Annotated in this window: 16 protein-coding genes and 1 pseudogene; 13 read left to right on the forward strand and 4 right to left on the reverse strand. The window is 49.8% G+C overall.

Annotation, left to right across the window (positions count from 1 at the left end):
• Positions 1 to 104 precede the first annotated feature (104 nt).
• Complete coding sequence (locus CSQ88_RS19740; protein ID WP_099399795.1) at positions 105 to 1277, reverse strand: HD-GYP domain-containing protein; 1173 nt, start codon at positions 1275 to 1277, stop codon at positions 105 to 107.
• 57 nt (positions 1278 to 1334) lie between these two features.
• Here CSQ88_RS19740 and CSQ88_RS19745 point away from each other — a divergent pair, with 57 nt between their 5' ends.
• The gene (locus tag CSQ88_RS19745; protein ID WP_099399796.1) at positions 1335 to 1673 is read left to right on the forward strand and encodes a 2Fe-2S iron-sulfur cluster-binding protein; all 339 of its coding nucleotides are present in this window, start codon (positions 1335 to 1337) and stop codon (positions 1671 to 1673) included.
• Positions 1674 to 1845: 172 nt separating this feature from the next.
• On the opposite strand, the gene CSQ88_RS19750 is transcribed toward CSQ88_RS19745, so the two are convergent.
• Entirely contained in the window at positions 1846 to 2604 is a 759-nt protein-coding gene (locus CSQ88_RS19750; protein ID WP_099399797.1) for an IclR family transcriptional regulator, read from the reverse strand.
• 109 nt (positions 2605 to 2713) lie between these two features.
• Between CSQ88_RS19750 and hmgA the strand changes: the two genes are divergently transcribed.
• The 4 genes from hmgA to CSQ88_RS19770 all read left to right on the forward strand — a co-directional run bounded on the left by hmgA (position 2714) and on the right by CSQ88_RS19770 (position 8839).
• Complete coding sequence (hmgA, locus tag CSQ88_RS19755; RefSeq protein ID WP_099399798.1) at positions 2714 to 4000, forward strand: homogentisate 1,2-dioxygenase; 1287 nt, start codon at positions 2714 to 2716, stop codon at positions 3998 to 4000.
• Between the two features lie 332 nt (positions 4001 to 4332).
• The gene (fahA, locus tag CSQ88_RS19760; protein ID WP_099399799.1) at positions 4333 to 5634 is read left to right on the forward strand and encodes a fumarylacetoacetase; all 1302 of its coding nucleotides are present in this window, start codon (positions 4333 to 4335) and stop codon (positions 5632 to 5634) included.
• Positions 5635 to 6078: 444 nt separating this feature from the next.
• Positions 6079 to 6708 (forward strand): maleylacetoacetate isomerase, encoded by a 630-nt coding sequence (gene maiA, locus CSQ88_RS19765; protein ID WP_099399800.1) that lies wholly within the window; start codon positions 6079 to 6081, stop codon positions 6706 to 6708.
• 172 nt (positions 6709 to 6880) lie between these two features.
• Positions 6881 to 8839 carry an acetoacetate--CoA ligase gene (locus tag CSQ88_RS19770; protein WP_099399801.1) on the forward strand — a complete coding sequence of 653 codons (1959 nt, stop codon included), beginning with the start codon at positions 6881 to 6883 and terminating at the stop codon, positions 8837 to 8839.
• Between the two features lie 121 nt (positions 8840 to 8960).
• Here the strand turns inward: CSQ88_RS19770 and CSQ88_RS19775 are convergent, their stop codons facing one another.
• Positions 8961 to 9989: a hypothetical protein gene (locus CSQ88_RS19775; RefSeq protein WP_099399802.1), complete on the reverse strand. Its 1029-nt coding sequence runs from the start codon at positions 9987 to 9989 to the stop codon at positions 8961 to 8963.
• Positions 9990 to 10275: 286 nt separating this feature from the next.
• On the opposite strand from CSQ88_RS19775, the pseudogene CSQ88_RS19785 reads away from it, so the two are divergent.
• From CSQ88_RS19785 to CSQ88_RS19815, 8 genes and pseudogenes are all read left to right on the forward strand, one after another.
• A pseudogene (locus CSQ88_RS19785) lies at positions 10276 to 11092 on the forward strand (IS3 family transposase); the annotation flags it as partial.
• A gap of 22 nt (positions 11093 to 11114) precedes the next feature.
• The gene (locus tag CSQ88_RS23070; RefSeq protein WP_180273741.1) at positions 11115 to 11264 is read left to right on the forward strand and encodes a hypothetical protein; all 150 of its coding nucleotides are present in this window, start codon (positions 11115 to 11117) and stop codon (positions 11262 to 11264) included.
• A 266-nt stretch (positions 11265 to 11530) separates the two neighbouring features.
• Complete coding sequence (locus CSQ88_RS19790; protein WP_099399805.1) at positions 11531 to 12040, forward strand: DUF1993 family protein; 510 nt, start codon at positions 11531 to 11533, stop codon at positions 12038 to 12040.
• 175 nt (positions 12041 to 12215) lie between these two features.
• On the forward strand, positions 12216 to 12404 hold the full coding sequence (locus tag CSQ88_RS19795; RefSeq protein ID WP_099399806.1) for a hypothetical protein: 189 nt from the start codon (positions 12216 to 12218) through the stop codon (positions 12402 to 12404).
• A 441-nt stretch (positions 12405 to 12845) separates the two neighbouring features.
• Positions 12846 to 13709: an EAL domain-containing protein gene (locus CSQ88_RS19800; protein ID WP_099399807.1), complete on the forward strand. Its 864-nt coding sequence runs from the start codon at positions 12846 to 12848 to the stop codon at positions 13707 to 13709.
• A gap of 96 nt (positions 13710 to 13805) precedes the next feature.
• Positions 13806 to 14798, forward strand: coding sequence for a sulfate ABC transporter substrate-binding protein (locus CSQ88_RS19805; protein ID WP_099399808.1), 993 nt, complete (start codon positions 13806 to 13808; stop codon positions 14796 to 14798).
• A 488-nt stretch (positions 14799 to 15286) separates the two neighbouring features.
• Positions 15287 to 16105, forward strand: coding sequence for an EAL domain-containing protein (locus CSQ88_RS19810; protein WP_180273742.1), 819 nt, complete (start codon positions 15287 to 15289; stop codon positions 16103 to 16105).
• A 93-nt stretch (positions 16106 to 16198) separates the two neighbouring features.
• Positions 16199 to 17200, forward strand: a complete 1002-nt coding sequence (locus CSQ88_RS19815) for a sulfate ABC transporter substrate-binding protein (protein WP_099399810.1) — start codon at positions 16199 to 16201, stop codon at positions 17198 to 17200.
• On the opposite strand, the gene CSQ88_RS23230 is transcribed toward CSQ88_RS19815, so the two are convergent.
• On the reverse strand, positions 17164 to 17447 hold a 284-nt coding region (locus tag CSQ88_RS23230; protein WP_218963157.1), incomplete at its 5' end, for a hypothetical protein. The two genes, CSQ88_RS19815 and CSQ88_RS23230, sit on opposite strands and share 37 nt — an antisense overlap.

Consider the following 17447-nt stretch of genomic DNA (forward strand, 5'->3'; position numbering starts at 1 on the left):
AGTAGTCAGATATTCGAATCGAATCTTCCAAATGTGCAGCTCTGCTCGCCATACTTCATGATTAATGAAAAAAAGAAATTATCTATCAATTATCCATCATTTGACTATAAAGTGAACAGCATTGGGTCTGCCCCGCCCAGCCCCATAGGTTTGGATAAATCAATTTCCACAGGGGGAATATAAGTATTAGCCTTGGTACTAAATACAGCCTTCACTCTTGGCATTAATAAATTGCCTTCGTTTTGCTCCAGCACCACGGCCAAGCGGCCAGATTCTAATTTAACCAGAGAGCCCACGGGGTAAATACCCACAGTCCGCATAAAGGCTTGCACAAGGGTAGGATTAAAGTGGAATTTACTCCATTCCCATAATTTTTTTAATCCTTCTGATGCAGGCATTCCCTTGTGATAACAGCGATCAGAAGTAATGGCATCGTATACATCCACCACCGATGCCATTTGCGTTAATTGCGTAATATTGTCGCCGGGTAATTTATGCGGATAACCGCTGCCATCCATGCGCTCGTGATGATGAAGCGTAATTTCTAATGGAATTTCGCCAATTGAATCCACCTGCGACAATATTTTAAAACCTTCCATTGGGTGAGAGCGCATCACATCGAATTCTGCCTCCGTTAGCCTGCCGGGTTTATTCAGAATTTCATTGGGCACCATGGTTTTACCGGTATCGTGCAATAAGCCACCAATACCAGCCTGCCGGATTAATTCCGCAGGAAAATTCATACTTTTAGTGAACGTCACCATCAATGTACAAACGCTCACCGAATGTAAAAAGGTATATTCGTCTTTATCTTTAATTCCCGATAAACCTAATAAAGCGCTGCTGTTACGCAATATAGAATCAGTAATTGCCTCAACAACTTCTTCTACATCGTCCATTTGAATGGCTTTACCCATACGGGCGTCCTGCATCACAGACCGCACCAAATTATGCGCCTGCTTGTGAATCCGCTTGGCGCGGCTCATTTCTTCTGTTGTGGAAACCTGAATAACCGGCGCGGGCGCGGTGGCGATTTTAACCATCTCGGCCTCAATCGAGGCATTCACTTCATCCACCGTAGGCGCATGGGCATAGTCCAGCCCTCTGTCGGTATCGATATAAACTTCATGAGCCCCGGAGGCGATGATTTTTTGTAAATCTTCGTCAGTTTTAACGACAAACTGCTTACGCAAAAACGGATGGTCCATCCAGTCCACATTCAGATCATGGATATACATGCCGATCTTTAGTACTTCTGTGGGGATTTTCTTGATCATGGCCAGTTACAATGTGCATTGTTCCTTCATCTTAGAACTAAGCGCTGCTCCCCGCACATGTACAAATTAACTTTCATCAACTTACAAGATTCCACCCGTCTGGAATGCACTGCTAAAGCAGAAAGCATGCTCATTTCTGCCGTCAGATCATTGGTAAGCGATGGAAAATTACAACTGGCATGGCGCTGTGGTCAGGGAACATGTGGAGCATGTAAAGTGCGTTTAGAGCACGCAGATAGCGGCCAGATGGTCACACTGGGCGGCAAAGAAAAAAATGTAATGATCCGTCATGCGGGGCTTGCCGCCGATTCCCCGCCAACGGTTCCCGACACCCCCGAGCTAGTCCGGCTGGCCTGCCACATTCAAATTAAAAGTGATTTAACGATCTATGTTTAGCTGATTTTACTAAACCTTGAACCACAGAGGGCGCAGAGAACACAGAGCTACACAGAGAAACCCAGTAAAACACTCCACAACCATGCCTCCTTTACAAGATGCTTTCCTCTGTGAAACTCTGTGCCCTCAGTGTTCTCTGTGGTTTAAGACTTAACCATCTTTCAAAACCACCTCAAACCACCCCCATCCTGCGACTAATCGCTTGTGTGGCCTCCAGTAGCCTTTGCACCAGCTCACTGTCTGCCTCAGGTTGCAGGGTGGATGAGGACGATCCCACCACAGTCGCTACTCCAATAATCTGCTGACGGGCATTAAATACGGGTGCAGAGATGGCATCTACACCGCTAATGAGCAGGCCTTGAATACTATGCCAACCTTGGCGGCGTATCTTGGCTAATAGACCCACAATTTCCTGAGCTTCTGCCTTAGAGATCGTCGCTTCTTGCAGTAAATGCTTAAGCTCCTGCTCGGGTAAATGCGCGCTAAACACGAGGCCGGTGGCCGATTTAAATGGGGGTAATACCGACCCCACTTGGGTAATCAGGCTGATGGATCTGAGCGCCTGCTCTACTTGCACCACGGTTGCGCCCTTATTGCCCCATACCGCAAAAAAAACCGTTTCATTCAGCTGATCGCGCAAATTTAAAAGATAGGGCGTGGCAACTTTTAGTACGTCCATTTTCCCCAATGCAATCAGCCCTACGCGTAAGGCTTCATGTCCTAGCGCGTAATGATTACTGCTGGAATCCTGCTCGGCAAAGCCTGTGGCAATCAGCGCCTGTAAATAGCGATGTACCTTGCTGGCAGGCATTTGCAGAGAATCAGCCAGCTGCGTCAGCGAGGTGGCCGGGGCCAGATCAGCCAAAGCTTTTAATACTTGTGCAGCCACTTCTGCCGAGCCAACGCTTTGCCGCCTGTCATTTTCTGCCATGCTTTTTTACCACTGAAATACAAGGATGGGCGTTTATAGCTTGACGGGTATTTAAAATCAAATTATGTTTTGCGTAAACCAATTACGCATAACGTAAAAAGGACTCGTCATGTCACACGCAACTTTGTCTTACCTGTCAGGGTTTGGAAATGAATTCGCCAGTGAGGCATTGGCGGGAGCCTTGCCAGAGGGGCAGAATTCGCCACAAAAAGCCCCCTATGGCTTATATCCTGAGCAATTTTCTACCAGCGCCTTTACCGTGCCGCGTGCCGAAGCCCGCCGCACCTGGATGTATCGTATTTTGCCCTCTGCCGCACATGGCAAATTTGAACGTTTAGAAAAACAACGCCAGGGCTGTAAATTAGGAGCTATCACCCCTAACCGCCTGCGCTGGGATCCGCTGCCAATTCCTGATGCGCCCACTGATTTTATTGACGGCCTGATCACCATGGCCGCCAATAGCGATGCGCCGGAAGGCATCACCATCCATCTTTACCGCGCCAATTGCTCCATGCAGCGGGCGTTTTTTAATGCCGACGGCGAAATGCTGATCATGCCCGAGCAAGGCCGCCTGCGCCTTGTTACCGAGCTGGGCATTTTAGAAATAGAACCCGAAGAAATTGCCGTGATTCCACGCGGCATGAAATTCCGTGTGGAGCTGCTTGATGCCGCTGCCAGCGGCTATATCAGCGAAAACCACGGCTCGCCTTTCCGTATTCCAGACTTAGGCCCCATCGGCAGCAATGGCTTAGCCAACCCGCGCGATTTCTTAACGCCGGTTGCGGCCTACGAAGATGTGGATCAGCCGACACAGTTAGTGCAAAAATTTCAGGGTGAATTCTGGGCCACCACGCTGAGCCATTCCCCCTTTAATGTAGTGGCCTGGCACGGCAACAGCGTGCCGTATAAATATGATCTGCGCCGCTTTAACACCATAGGCACCGTGAGTTACGACCATCCCGATCCTTCTATTTTTACCGTGCTCACCTCGCCCTCTGCGGTGACAGGCCAGGCCAATTGCGACTTTGTGATTTTCCCGCCACGCTGGATGGTTGCTGAAGACACCTTCCGCCCACCTTGGTTTCATCGTAATCTTATGAATGAATTTATGGGGCTGGTGCGTGGAGAGTACGACGCCAAGGCCGGTGGTTTTGTACCTGGCGGCTGCTCCCTACACAACGTGATGAGCGCCCACGGCCCGGATGCCCGCACTTTTATTAATGCCAGCAGCGCAGAGTTAAAACCGCAAAAAATTGAGCGCACTATGGCGTTTATGTTTGAAACCCACGCCGTGATCCGCCCAACGCAATACGCACTGGAATGCGCACAGCTTCAAACAAACTACGACGACTGCTGGGCAGACATGCCCAAAACATTTAATAAAAACCAGATTTAATAAAACCCAAACCTTGAACCACGGAGTAAAAGAGAACACGGAGGGCCACGGAGAAAACCCGTGTCTGTTCCTCCGTGCAACTCCACTGGAGCCGAAGTGGTTCAAAAATTTCAACTACTCAAGTGAGCTAAAAACCAAACAGACATTCACAAGAAACACGCCAGGAACAGGAAAAAATCAATTATTTCTCTTGGTTTTCTCCGTGAAACTCTGTGTTCTCCGTGTTCTCTGTGGTTCAAGATTTGGGTTTTTCACACTGCTGAGTAGTTAAGTAAGACTTATGGTTTGAGCCCATTAAGCTCACAAAAAACTTAAACCCAACGGAGCCCCTCATGACTTCCACTACATATCGCCTCAGCTGGGTTACTTCTGCTAATGATCACCGTGATTTCCCATTGCAAAACCTGCCTTTCGGGATTTTCAGCCCTGAAGGCTTGCCACCGCGCGGTGGGGTGGCAATTGGTGATTTTATTTTTGATTTGCAAACCGCCGTCGAAAATAACCTATTTACCGGCGAAGCCCTGAGCGCTGCGCAAGCGGCCAGCGGTAAATCGCTGAATGCTTTTTTTGCCCTGCCAGGCAGCGCGAGGCTGGCACTGCGTGAGCGGCTGTCAGAGCTGCTCGATGCCGATTACGCACAGCTTAAAAACCTGCAAGCACAAGGCGAAGCCCTGCTTCGCCCTGCCAGCGTTTGCAAAATGCACTTGCCTGCAAAAATTGGCGATTACACCGATTTTTATACCGGCATTCATCACGCAGTAAACGTTGGCAAATTATTCCGCCCGGATAATCCGCTGCTGCCTAATTACAAATATGTGCCGATTGGCTACCACGGCCGCTCGTCCACCATTTATCCAAGTGGCTATGCCGTGCGCCGCCCGCTGGGCCAAACGCTCAAACCCGGCCAGGAAGTGCCTGCACTCACCCCATCAGCCCGTTTAGATTACGAGCTGGAGCTGGGCATTTGGGTGGCTGGCAGCAATCCGCAGGGCGAGGCGATCAGCATTGCCAACGCCGCCGAGCATATTGCAGGTTTTTGCTTGCTGAACGATTGGTCGGCACGCGATTTACAAGCATGGGAATACCAGCCGCTTGGTCCTTTCTTAGCCAAAAACTTTGCCACCACCGTGTCACCTTGGGTCGTGACCGCCGAAGCGCTGGCGCCTTACCGCACAGCCCAGCCTGCTCGCCCAGAAGGCGACCCGCAGCCGCTGCCCTATCTGTATGACGCAGCCGATCAGGCCAATGGCGCTTTTGATATTGAGCTGGAAGTATTGCTGCACACCGCAGCGCAAAAAGCCCAGGGCCTGCCACCACACCGTTTGGGCCTGTCCAACACGCTGAATATGTACTGGACCGTGGCGCAGCTGATTACCCATCACACCGTCAATGGCTGCAGCTTGCGCGCCGGTGATTTACTCGGCACCGGCACCTTATCCGGCCCAACGGCGGATTCTCTCGGCAGCCTGCTGGAGCTCAGCAATGGCGGCAAGCAAGCGATCAGGCTGGATTCCGGCGAAGAGCGCTGCTTTTTAGCCGACGGCGACGAAATCATCATGCTCGCCCGCTGCAAAAAAGAAGGCCACCCCAGCATCGGCTTCGGCGAATGCCGTGGGGTAATTTTAGCTGCATAAACACAAGACTCGTAGGGCGGGTAAAACCCCATACGCGCTAACCAAGTTATTTTTTATTAATAAACAGAAAAAACACAATAAACACGCTCTCAGCATAGGGCTTTTCTCCCCCCTGAAAACACGCCGAGCGAGGAACAAGCGGGGCGGGGGTGTCGTCAATTCGTGTTTGAGCGAAGCGAGTTGAATTGACGCCGCCTCGATTGTCCGCAGCGAGGGGATTTCGTGTTTTAGGGGCGGCCTTCTTTGGCTTCGTTTCTTGGCCGCGCAAGAAAGGAAGGTCCAGCGGGACGCCCGCACCAAAATCAACGTGCCGCAGGCACTAATAGAAAAGGTCTTTTGACTTTGGTTAGCGCATATGGGGTGAAACCCGCCGTTTCTTCGCTGCTGAGATATAAATCTGGCGGGTTTCACCCGCCCTGCGACAAATATAAATAAGGTTTAAGCATGGAACTCTACAGCTACTACCGCTCCACCTCATCCTACCGGGTACGCATTGTGCTGGCACTCAAAGGGCTGGCTTACTCAGCCATCCCGGTGAATTTACTCAAGGGCGAGCAAAAAGACGCGGCTTATCTTAGCGTCAACCCACAGGCACGCGTCCCGGCTTTGCTGGATCAGGCGCAGGAAGCAATTATCCAGTCGCCAGCAATTATCGAATACCTGGAAGAGCGTTACCCGGAAACGCCTCTGCTGCCCAAAGATTTATTTGAGCGTGCAAAAATTCGTGGCATGGCAGCGCTGATCGCTTGTGATGTGCACCCGCTGCATAACGTCAGCGTGCTCAACTATCTGCGCCAAAACTACCAGTGCAAAGAAAACGATATTACGACGTGGATTAATGAATGGGTTAGCCAAGGGCTGGCTGCGGTTGAGCAGCTTATTGGCGGGAGCGGCTATTGCTTTGGCGAAATCAGCCTGGCCGACGCCTACCTGATCCCTCAGCTTTACGCTGCACGCCGCTTTAATGTGCCGCTGGATGCATACCCAAAGATATTAAGAGTAGAAGCCCTCGCCAATGAACACCCGGCCTTTATCGCAGCCCACCCAAAAAATCAGGCAGATAGCCCGGATTAAATCAAAAACTAGAAAACCCAAGTCTTAAACCACGGAGGGAAGGAGAACACGGAGGATCACGGAGAAAGGCAAATTCAAACAGGCCCGCAATGTAGTTGTTTTTCTCCGTGTAACTCTGTGTCCTCCGTGTTTCAAGGTGTGGGTTTTATGTATTTAACATAAAGGAATCGACATGCAAGAAGCGCTTTGGACGCCCTCACCCGAGCAGGTTGCTGCTACGCAGATGGATGCGTTTCGCCGCCATATTAATCAGGCGCATGGCCTTGATCTGGCCGATTACGCCCAGCTGCACGCCTGGAGCGTGGCGCATCGGGTGGCATTCTGGCTGGCGATTGTCGATTTCTTTGCGATCAAATTTAGCCAGCCTGCCAGCGAAGTGCTGACTGAAGGCTCGGAAATGCCGAGCGCGAATTGGTATCACCAGACCAAGCTCAACTTTGCCGGGCATCTGCTGCGCCGCCGTGATGCGCATCCGGCGCTGATTTCTATTGCAGAAGATGGCTCGCGCGAAGTGCTTAGCTATCAGGAACTTGCCGCCCATGTGGCTGGCCTGCAAAAAAGCCTGAGTGATGCAGGTGTAGGCTATGGCGACCGGGTGGCGGCGATGATGCCCAACACATGGCAAACCATTGTCGGCGCATTGGCAACTGCCAGCCTGGGTGCAATATGGTCTTCCTGCTCGCCCGATTTTGGCACGCAGGGCGTCACCGACCGTTTCGGCCAGATTGAGCCTAAGGTATTGATAGCCTGTGCCGCCTATCGCTATGCGGGTAAAACAATACCGCTATCAGAGAAGATAAAAGAAATCGTTACCCGCCTGCCCTCGGTTGAGCAGTTAATTATTGTTCCCTATGCCAATGCAGAGGCGCAAGCGGCCAGCTTTAAGGCGGGCCATGCCCGGGTTACGCTATGGCAGGATTTCTATCAGGCCGGCGGCGAGCCGGAATTCACCCCAACTGACTTTGCTCACCCGCTCTATATCATGTATTCCAGCGGCACTACCGGCGTTCCCAAATGCATCGTGCACGGCGCAGGTGGCACACTGCTGCAGCATGTAAAAGAGCTGGGCCTGCACACCGATCTCACCATGAGCGATACCCTTTGCTACTACACCACCTGCGGCTGGATGATGTGGAACTGGATGGTGTCCGGCCTCGCTCTAGGAGCAAGCATTGTGCTGTATGACGGATCGCCATTTCACCCCAAGGCCGACCGACTGATTGATCTGATTGATCAGGAGGGGATCAGTATCTTTGGCACCAGCGCCAAATATTTAGCCGCGCTAGAAAAAGCAGATTCCAAACCAATTAACACCCACCGCTTAGATAAGCTTAAAGCGATTCTTTCAACCGGATCGCCGCTCTCGCACGAAAGCTTTGAATACGTTTACCGTGATATTAAACAAGACCTCTGCCTGTCTTCTATTTCAGGCGGCACCGATATTATTTCCTGCTTTGCCCTTGGCAACCCAGCCCTGCCGGTTTGGAGCGGCGAGCTGCAATGCAAGGGCTTAGGCATGGCGGTGGAGGTTTGGAACGATGCAGGCCAGGCTGTGGTTGGCGAGAAAGGCGAGCTGGTTTGCACCCGCCACTTTACCGCCATGCCGGTTAGCTTTTGGAATGATCCACAGGGAGAAAAACTAAAGTCGGCTTACTTCAGCCAGTATCCAGGTGTATGGGCGCAGGGTGATTACGCTGAAGAAACCATCCATGGCGGCATTATTATTCATGGCCGCTCTGATGCCGTGCTCAACCCCGGCGGCGTACGCATTGGCACTGCCGAGATTTATCGCCAGGTAGAAAAGCTGCCAGAGATTCTGGAATCCATCGCCATTGGCCAGGATTGGGATAACGACGTGCGCGTGGTGTTGTTTGTGCGTTTACGTGAGGGCGCTGAACTGAGTGAGGACTTGCAAAACAGCATCCGCCAGGTCATACGCAGCAACACCACCCCGCGCCATGTGCCCGCCAAAATTATTCAGGTACGGGACATCCCCCGCACCATCAGCGGCAAAATCGTCGAGCTGGCCGTGCGTAATGTGGTACACGACCGCCCGGTAAAAAACACCGATGCACTGGCTAATCCAGAGGCTCTGGAGGAATTCAGAAACCGGGCAGAGCTGGCAACTTAGCCCCCACTGGTACAAATTTGAAGCGCTGCTTTTACGCCGTTTGTGGCGTAATAAGCAGCGCTTTTTTGCTGCAACTTACTTTACCGCCCGCCTGCAGTCAGGGCAGGCGTTGAACACTACGTCAAAGCAAATAAAGCCTGAATGGGTAGGAATAAAAGATTTGATCACTGCGGCTGTTCGCCCGGAAATCCTGGTATATCCGCTTGCGTGCGCTAAACAAGGCATCCATTGAGCTCTGCCCCTGATTTAGCCCGGCAAAAAAGTAACGCATCGTCAGCGTTGAGGAGTTGCCAGATTCGTTGCTGATGATGGGGGCAAGATAATGATGGGCCCCGCTGCGGCTTGCAGCATCAATAAATGGCTTACTCAAACCCAGCTGGCAGGAGTCAAAATAAACCAGCCTAAACTTAGCATCACCAAACTCATCTGCATTCATATGCTCCTTCAGGAGCACGGAATCGTCTTTATCTCCGTCATTCGCACCGAAGCCTGGCACCACAAAGCCATGAGCGCTGATCAGTAAGAAATCAGCATTTGCTTTAGCAAATAATTTTGGCCCGGCACTTTTAGCCGCATAAAGATTTGATTCCGGGTAGTGGGCCCTCACTTCACCCGCGCCGTTATCCGGATCTGTTTCGGGATCACGCAGAATCAATCCACGGGTTTCAGCACCAAAGCCAGGTATCTGATCCTGATCTTTGGGCGCCCCAAAACTAAACGCGATCGCCTTTTCAACAAATAATGGCTCACCATCAATGGGCAGTAAGTCCAGAGCGAAGTGCATAAAGCGGGGCTGGATATTAAACACGATACAAGATGCCTGGCGCATCGCGGGGATCAGCGGGCCAAACAGTTCTTGTGAAAGCCCTTTTAAGCGCGCATCAAAACGCTCATCCAGCTTTTTGTTTTTTTCCAATATTTCATAAATCTGACGAAACTCTTTTGAGATCATTTTTGCAGGGCGTCTGGATTCAACCACCGTTGCATCCTCACCCGACTGCAGCAGAATACGATCATTTTTTTCCTGCAGCGAAATGACTAAGCAACTCGCACCAGCCTGTGATCCGGACAACAGCAAAATGGCAATCAGCGTATTACGCAGCCAGCTGCGCTTAAACGGCTTAGCACTTAAATCGACCTTAAAATTCATAGAGCATCACTCCTTTGAAATAGTGTCTAAAATCCCAAAGGCATAATTAATGCACGAAACATACAAAAACCTCATTAAACCTTTCCAGTTACTTTTCACATACTCAAGAAAATAAACAGAACAAACCAAAAATGACGAAACAGCATCAGCTAGGTGATACGCTGCAACACCACACTGCGTAATGAGATGGTAATCCCCCCCACAAAACCAGCTCATTTTTAAGTAGAATTTTCTTGCAGTCTTTGAGGAGCTCTACATGAAAGCCGTAGGCAATTGATCACGCCAGATGATGGGGATTTTAAAGCAGGCCGAAGCGGGCTCGACAGTTCCTGATCTGTGCCGAGCACGGCACGAGTTCTGCCTCTTTTTATAAGTGGCGCGCTAAATTTGGCGGCATGGACGTCTCGATGATGACGCGCATGAAAGAGCTTGAAGACGAAAATAAGCGCCTTAAAAAGATGTATATCGAAGCCCAAATGCAGGCGGACATCATTAAGGAAGCCATAATCCTCTGAAACATCTCAGCGTCGTGAGATAGCTCACACTGGGCCGTTGAAACCAAGTCTGTGTCCATTCGTGCGGCTTGCGCTAGTTTTGCGATTAACACAACTTGCTATCGCTATATTTGTAAGCTGGATGCAGAAAATGCCCAAATCGCAGATTCATTGGTCCAACTCACGGAAACGCGTCGTAACAGGGGCTTTGGCCTTTGTTTTTTGCATCTGCGCAACGCTAGGAAAAAGCCTTGGAATCATAAACGGATCTACCGGATTTATTGCGTTTTAGAATTAAATCTGCGGATAAAGCCTAAAAAACGCTTAGATCATGAAACGCCAGCGCCATTAGCGGTGCCAGCGGCAAAAAATGAAACGTGGTCGATGGATTTTATGCACGATCAATTGGCCGATGGCCGCAGCATTCGCTTATTTAATGTGATTGATGATTTTAATCGTAAAGGATTAGGCATTGAAGTCGATTTCTCTTTGCCTGCCGAGCGCGTAATACGCAGCCTGAATCAAATTATTGAGTGGCGCGGCAAACCCAGGCGAATCAGGTCCGATAATGACGCTGAATATATTAGTCACATATTAAAAAATTGGGCAGCTTTCCTCTGCAGCAGAAGAAATGAGCTCCAGGGCCAGCCAGTTTGAAGAAATGATTAGTTTTTTTCAGCTGGATCAGCTGGCTCACAACACTCAGCCTGCACCACCCAATGACATTAAATATTCCGCGTTTTCTGCGCCATCACATTTGGCGCTGCAGGGAGCCAAATAAGCCTGCTTCCTTTCCCCTTTACAGGGCTGCTTATCCTGCCTGTTAAAACGTGGAGTAAATGGTTTCTATGCACGGCAGGTGCTGCACATTTTTTAAAGCCCAGTTTGCCAGCGCCTTCCCGCCTGAGCCTTTGTATCGCCAGCAGATTCGCCGCCCCTGTAAAACAATAATTAAAAAGCGAAATAAACCAGCTGCCATTGATTAATATCCCACTGCCCCCATCTATGGCTACGCGGATCTGCCGCTAAAACTGATCAAGGAACATTATGTCCATTTCTATGTACACCGCCAGCGTTCCCGTTTTCAAACAATTACTTACCGCTCTTTCCGATGTTTTAGCCAAGGCAGAAACCCACGCCGAAGCGCACAAAATTGACCCGACCGTTTTGCTGCAGACCCGCTTATATCCGGATATGTTTCCGCTGGTACGCCAGGTGCAGATCGCATGTGATTTTGCCAAAAGCGTCCCTGCCCGCTTAGCCAATGTTGAAGTACCGCCATACGAAGACAATGAACAAACCTTTGCCGAGCTGCAGGCGCGCATTTCTAAAACCCTGGCCTTTATCAATGGCCTGAGTGCCGCGCAAATTGATGGCAGTGAAGCCTTAGAAATCGTTCTGCGCCCCGGCACCCCTAAGGAGAAAAAACTCAGCGGTCAGGCCTATCTGCTCTCTTACGGCTTGCCGCAATTTTTCTTCCATGTCACCACCACTTACGCACTGCTGCGCCACAACGGCGTAGAAATTGGTAAACGCGATTTTATGGGCGCATTCTAGGCGGCCAGCCCTGCATCCAAAAATGCAGGGCATTTAATCAACAATCAATTCATCATGCCCGCAAAGCGCATTTTATTAATTGCTGGTTGTGTGAGTGTGCTGAAATATCGGCAACAAGATTATTACCCCGGTAAACGGCTTACTGTTTATCGATGTTGTGCCCATCACCGCGTTTATGATCTCTACCATCAGCGGCGTGATTCCTGATTCGATGCAAGTGGCTGGAGCATGCATCACCGCAGTTGCCTTACTCCTGAATGATTTGTATCAGCGCCGGATGTTAAAAAACAAGCTGCTGCTACCTCATTTACCCCACAGGCTGGCCTTGCTGCACAAGCTGCACGATAGTTATGTCTGGCAATAAAAATGGCGGCTCCAGCAGGAGCCGCCTTTTTTTATTATATTTTTAACCATGCAATAGCACGGCTGTAAGCTTTTATTTTTTCAAGTTAATTCAGTAAGAATGTTTTATTTATAAATGGTAAATAATAATGTACGCCACACGGAACTAACTATTCCTTCCCTGCTCAAAACACTGAGACATCAATCCTCCTGCCGCTATTTAATTTCTTACCGACAAGCAAGGCATAAAACATTAATCAAGGTTAAATTTTGCTTAATATAAAACACATTTAGATTGAAAAATGACATTGTCTTTTTAAACAAATATAAATAACAGTCGTTTTAAAATTCGTAAGCAAAGCAGCAAAGCGGTATTAATTTTTAACCGCCTTCATATTTAAGAAGTAAACTTTTCATAAAATGCCACAGGTCCCCTTGGCTATTTTATTAATGGAGAATCCATATGCCTCCTTTAGTTGCAGTAAAACACCGTGATGGCGTAATCAATGTTCCTCAAGGCACATTAAATGACTGGCCAATGGCACAATTTGCCAGCACAAAAGACCGGGGTATCGTTGTTAAAGCCTTGGGTCTGGAGCTGACCAGCGCTTTTCTGGCTGTATTTGATGCTCACACCCGGCAAATTATTGGTGAAGAGGCATTATTACGGGCCAGCATCCGCCGTAAAGCGCTGTCTGCCGCAGATGTATTTAAAAGCGCACAGGGAGGCGATTGCCTGGTTGAATTTGACCGGCTCTGCCGCAGCCTGCACTTAATGAACCACCTGGCAGGCAGCAATACACAGCGCACGCTGTTTTTAAATGTTTACCCGGAGCTGCTGATGTCTTCCGGCACACAGCATATCGAGGCTTTTGAGCGCATCCTGCACGATCAGGGCTTAAGCCCCGCCGATATTGTGCTGGAGATATTTGAGTCAACGATTCCGCCCGGGCAAACCACCCAGCTGGCGCAGGCGATTAAAAACTATCGTGCTCGGGGCTACCGGATTGCGGTGGATGACTACGGCTTTTTAAGCAGTAATTTAAACCGCCTGCTGACACTCAGCCCTGAAATTGTGAAGCTTGATCGCGTGGTGATGAATACCGTCAGTAAAGAAACCGCGCCAAAAGCACAACAATTGCTATGCCAGTTTGTTGAACGCTTGCATGGCATGGGCAGCCAGGTTGTCATCGAAGGGATCAACAATGCAGAGCAACTGGCACTGGCTCAAGAAAGCGGAGCCGATATGCTGCAAGGCTATTTTTTAAGCGAGCCCCGTTATTTAAATAATGAAAACTTTGTAAATGTTGTGACTGCTCAAACCTGACAATAAAGAAATGGAATATGAAAACAATAAATAATTCTTTTTAAATCTATAAAGTCCACCATTAGACTGAGCCTCATCTACTACAGAGGCTCAACCATGAAAATCATCGCCAGCTTAATTATCAGCCTTGCCACCAGCAGCGTTTTCGCCGCATCGGTTGAGCTTCTGAATGTTTCTTACGATCCTACACGAGAGCTCTATCAGGATTACAACAAGGCCTTTGCCAGCTACTGGAAGAAAAAAACGGGCGATGATGTCACCGTGCGTCAGTCACATGGCGGCTCGGGCAAGCAAGCCCGCTCGGTACTGGATGGCTTGCAAGCCGATGTGGTAACGCTGGCCCTGGCTTACGATATTGATGAGCTGGCCACCCCTGCCAAATTACTGGATGCGGGCTGGCAAAAAAAGCTGCCGGACAACGCCTCCCCTTACACCTCGACCATTGTGTTCCTGGTTAAAAAAGGCAACCCTAAGGGCATTAAAGACTGGGGTGATCTGATCAAAGCCGATGTAAAAGTGATCACACCTAACCCTAAAACCAGCGGCGGCGCGCGCTGGAATTATTTAGCGGCATGGGGCTGGGCAAAGAAAACCTACGGCTCAGACGATAAAGCCCGCGATTACGTACAAAAACTCTTTAAAAATGTGCCCGTACTTGATACCGGTGCGCGCGGATCAACCACCACCTTCACCCAGCGCGGCATTGGCGATGTATTACTTGCATGGGAAAACGAGGCCGAGCTGGTGGTTAAAGAAATCGGCGTAGACAAATTTGAAATCGTCGCCCCAAGCTACTCGATCAAGGCCGAGCCACCTGTGGCTGTGGTCGATAAAGTGGTCGACAAAAAAGGCACGCGCAAAGTGGCTGAGGAATACCTGAAATATCTGTATTCCAAAGAAGGCCAGGAAATCATCGCGCAAAACTACTACCGCCCGATCGACCCGGCAACCGCGGCCAAATACGCCCATCAGTTCCCGAAAGTAACGCAGTTTGATATCGACGATGTATTTGGCGGCTGGACCAAAGCGCAAAAAACCCACTTTAGCGACGGCGGTACGTTTGACCAGATTTATCAGCCGAGTAAGTAAGAACAAGCACGCCAGGGTGGTGCATCAAAGCGGGTGAAAACCCATACCCGCTTAGCAAATTGTATTTTTTATTTGCAAATTGCGAAAAGCGCAGTAACCACGCTCTCTGCACGGGGCTTTTAGAGTCCCCTTAAGCGAGGAACAAGCGGGCGGGATTTCTTTGATGCATGTTTAAGTGAGCTTGCGAGCGAGTTCCGCAGCCGCCGCTGTCCGCAGATGAGGAGCCTTCATGCTTTGAGTTTGTGGCTTGGCTTCGTTTCTTGGCCGTTCAACAAAGGAAGGCCCCCGCGGTAGCAAACCGCACCAAAATCAACCAGCCGAAGGCACTATCTTTTTGATTCTGCTTATTGCACAAGGCTAAACCCGCCACTTTCATAACTTTTGCGATAGAAGTTGGCGGGTTTCACCCCCCTGCGATGATTCAAAACTTGCAAGAGTCACTTTTTAACAAACACCTAGTGCACATCAGCCCCATTAAAAGAGCCCATATGCCAGTTCCAATCCATCATGCCAGCGGCACTTTGCATGTGCCGGAAGACACTCTGGCCGATTGGCCCAGTGCCCAGTTTGCCGCAACCCAGGAGCGCGGCATTGTGGTGAAGGCACTAGGGCTAGAGCTCACCAGCGTATTCCAGCCTATTTTTGCAGCAGACGCTGAAACCATCATCGGCGAAGAAGGCCTGCTGCGCGCCAGCATACGCCGCAAGGCCATTTCACCCGAAGATGTTTTTAAAAGCGCCACCCGTGGCGAATGCTTGGTCGCTTTTGATCGCCTGTGCCGCAGTCTGCATTTAATGAACCACCTGGCGGGGCCGCAAAAAGGCAAAACATTATTTCTGAATGTTCACCCCGAGCTGCTGATTGCCGTTGAAAAACAGCACGGCGAAGCATTTGAGCGCATTTTGCAGGATCAGGGCTTAAAGCCTGCCGATGTGGTACTGGAAATTCTTGAATCCGCCATTCCAGACGCGCAAGAATCCGATCTGACCCACGCAGTACAAAATTACCGCCAGCGTGGCTACCGAATAGCGATTGATGATTACGGCCAGAAAAATGCCAATCTCTGCCGCCTGCTTTCTTTATCGCCAGACATTGTAAAACTGGACAAAGTATTAATTCATGCCACAGATAACAATAGTAAGGCGCAGCGATTGCTTGGCCAGCTGGTTGAAATGCTGCATGGGCTGGATAGTCAGGTTGTGATCGAGGGAATAGAAAGCGCCGGGCAACTGGCCATCGCGCAAGAAAGCGGAGCTGATTTCTTTCAAGGCTATTTTTTGGCAGAACCCAGATATTTAAATACATAAATTTAGTTATTTAAATAACACTCAACAGTCTTTGTGAAACTTAACAAAACCGGTAAAAATCGACGCTATCTGACACACAGCCAGGAAATAGTCATGCGTCTTAAGTCTCTGCTCGCCGCCATCGCCCTCAGCACCAGCCTGCCCGTCTTTGCCGACAGCACACTGCTGAATGTGTCTTACGACGTGATGCGTGATTTCTATAAAGACTACAACCCAGCCTTTGCCAAATACTGGAAAGCCAAATCCGGCGAAGACATCACCCTGCAAATGTCACACGGCGGCTCCAGCAAACAGGCGCGCTCGGTGATCGACGGCCTGCAAGCCGATGTGGTGACCATGAATCAGCACAATGATATTGACGCCATCGCAGATAAAGCCAAGCTATTACCCGCCGACTGGGCCAAGCGCCTGCCTGATGACGCGGCGCCCTTTACCAGCTTGCAAGTACTGATCGTGCGTAAAGGCAACCCTAAGGGCATTAAAGACTGGAATGATCTGACAAAACCCGGCGTTGGCGTGATCGTGCCTAATCCTAAAACCTCGGGCAATGGCCGCTACACCTATCTAGCCGCATGGGGCTATGCCGCTAAACTGCCGGGTGGAAACGATGCAAAAGCGCGTGAATTTGTCGCCAGCGTATTCAAAAACATTCCCGTGCTCGATGCAGGTGGCCGCGCTGCCACCACCACCTTTATGCAGCGCCAGATTGGTGATGTGTTGGTGACTTTTGAAAACGAAGCCGAAATGATTGCCAAAGAGTTTGGCCGTGGCAATTTTGAAGTGGTTTACCCTAGTATCTCCATTGAAGCTGAGCCCCCAGTGGCCATCGTCGATAAAGTGGTGGATAAAAAAGGCACCCGCAAACAGGCAGAGGAATATCTGAAATACCTGTGGAGTCCGGTTGGCCAGGAAATTGCCGCACAAAACTATCTGCGCCCAAGAGACAAAGCCATCGCTGCCAAATACGCCAAGCAATTCCCGGCCATTAAGCTATTTGCCATCGAAGAATTCGGCGGCTGGCAAAAAGCCCAAAAAACCCACTTTGAAGACGGCGCAATTTACGACCAGATCGCAGCAAGCATAGCTAAGCGCTGATAAAACCCAAATCCTGAACCACGGAGGACACAGAGTACACGGAGAAACCCCATACTTAGAGAGTAATACCGTTCACTTAAGCGGTTTTGCTTGAGTTCCCCCTTTGAAAAAGGGGGGCCAAGGGCAATGCTGTTCACTTTATAGTCAAATGATGGATAATTGATAGATAATTTCTTTTTTTCATTAATCATGAAGTATGGCGAGCAGAGCTGCACATTTGGAAGATTCGATTCGAATATCTGACTAC

This window comes from Iodobacter sp. BJB302, assembly GCF_002735645.1.
GTDB lineage: Bacteria > Pseudomonadota > Gammaproteobacteria > Burkholderiales > Chitinibacteraceae > Iodobacter.

Coding starts and splice junctions, on each gene's coding strand:
- fahA (WP_099399799.1), top strand. CDS start 4,333: ATGACTTCCACTACATATCGCCTCAGCTGGGTTACTTCTGCTAATGAT.
- CSQ88_RS19775 (WP_099399802.1), bottom strand. CDS start 9,989: ATGAATTTTAAGGTCGATTTAAGTGCTAAGCCGTTTAAGCGCAGCTGG.
- CSQ88_RS19805 (WP_099399808.1), top strand. CDS start 13,806: ATGAAAATCATCGCCAGCTTAATTATCAGCCTTGCCACCAGCAGCGTT.
- CSQ88_RS23070 (WP_180273741.1), top strand. CDS start 11,115: ATGAGCTCCAGGGCCAGCCAGTTTGAAGAAATGATTAGTTTTTTTCAG.
- CSQ88_RS19770 (WP_099399801.1), top strand. CDS start 6,881: ATGCAAGAAGCGCTTTGGACGCCCTCACCCGAGCAGGTTGCTGCTACG.
- CSQ88_RS19790 (WP_099399805.1), top strand. CDS start 11,531: ATGTCCATTTCTATGTACACCGCCAGCGTTCCCGTTTTCAAACAATTA.
- CSQ88_RS19750 (WP_099399797.1), bottom strand. CDS start 2,604: ATGGCAGAAAATGACAGGCGGCAAAGCGTTGGCTCGGCAGAAGTGGCT.
- CSQ88_RS19810 (WP_180273742.1), top strand. CDS start 15,287: ATGCCAGTTCCAATCCATCATGCCAGCGGCACTTTGCATGTGCCGGAA.
- CSQ88_RS19740 (WP_099399795.1), bottom strand. CDS start 1,277: ATGATCAAGAAAATCCCCACAGAAGTACTAAAGATCGGCATGTATATC.
- maiA (WP_099399800.1), top strand. CDS start 6,079: ATGGAACTCTACAGCTACTACCGCTCCACCTCATCCTACCGGGTACGC.
- CSQ88_RS19800 (WP_099399807.1), top strand. CDS start 12,846: ATGCCTCCTTTAGTTGCAGTAAAACACCGTGATGGCGTAATCAATGTT.
- hmgA (WP_099399798.1), top strand. CDS start 2,714: ATGTCACACGCAACTTTGTCTTACCTGTCAGGGTTTGGAAATGAATTC.
- CSQ88_RS19795 (WP_099399806.1), top strand. CDS start 12,216: ATGATCTCTACCATCAGCGGCGTGATTCCTGATTCGATGCAAGTGGCT.
- CSQ88_RS19745 (WP_099399796.1), top strand. CDS start 1,335: ATGTACAAATTAACTTTCATCAACTTACAAGATTCCACCCGTCTGGAA.
- CSQ88_RS19815 (WP_099399810.1), top strand. CDS start 16,199: ATGCGTCTTAAGTCTCTGCTCGCCGCCATCGCCCTCAGCACCAGCCTG.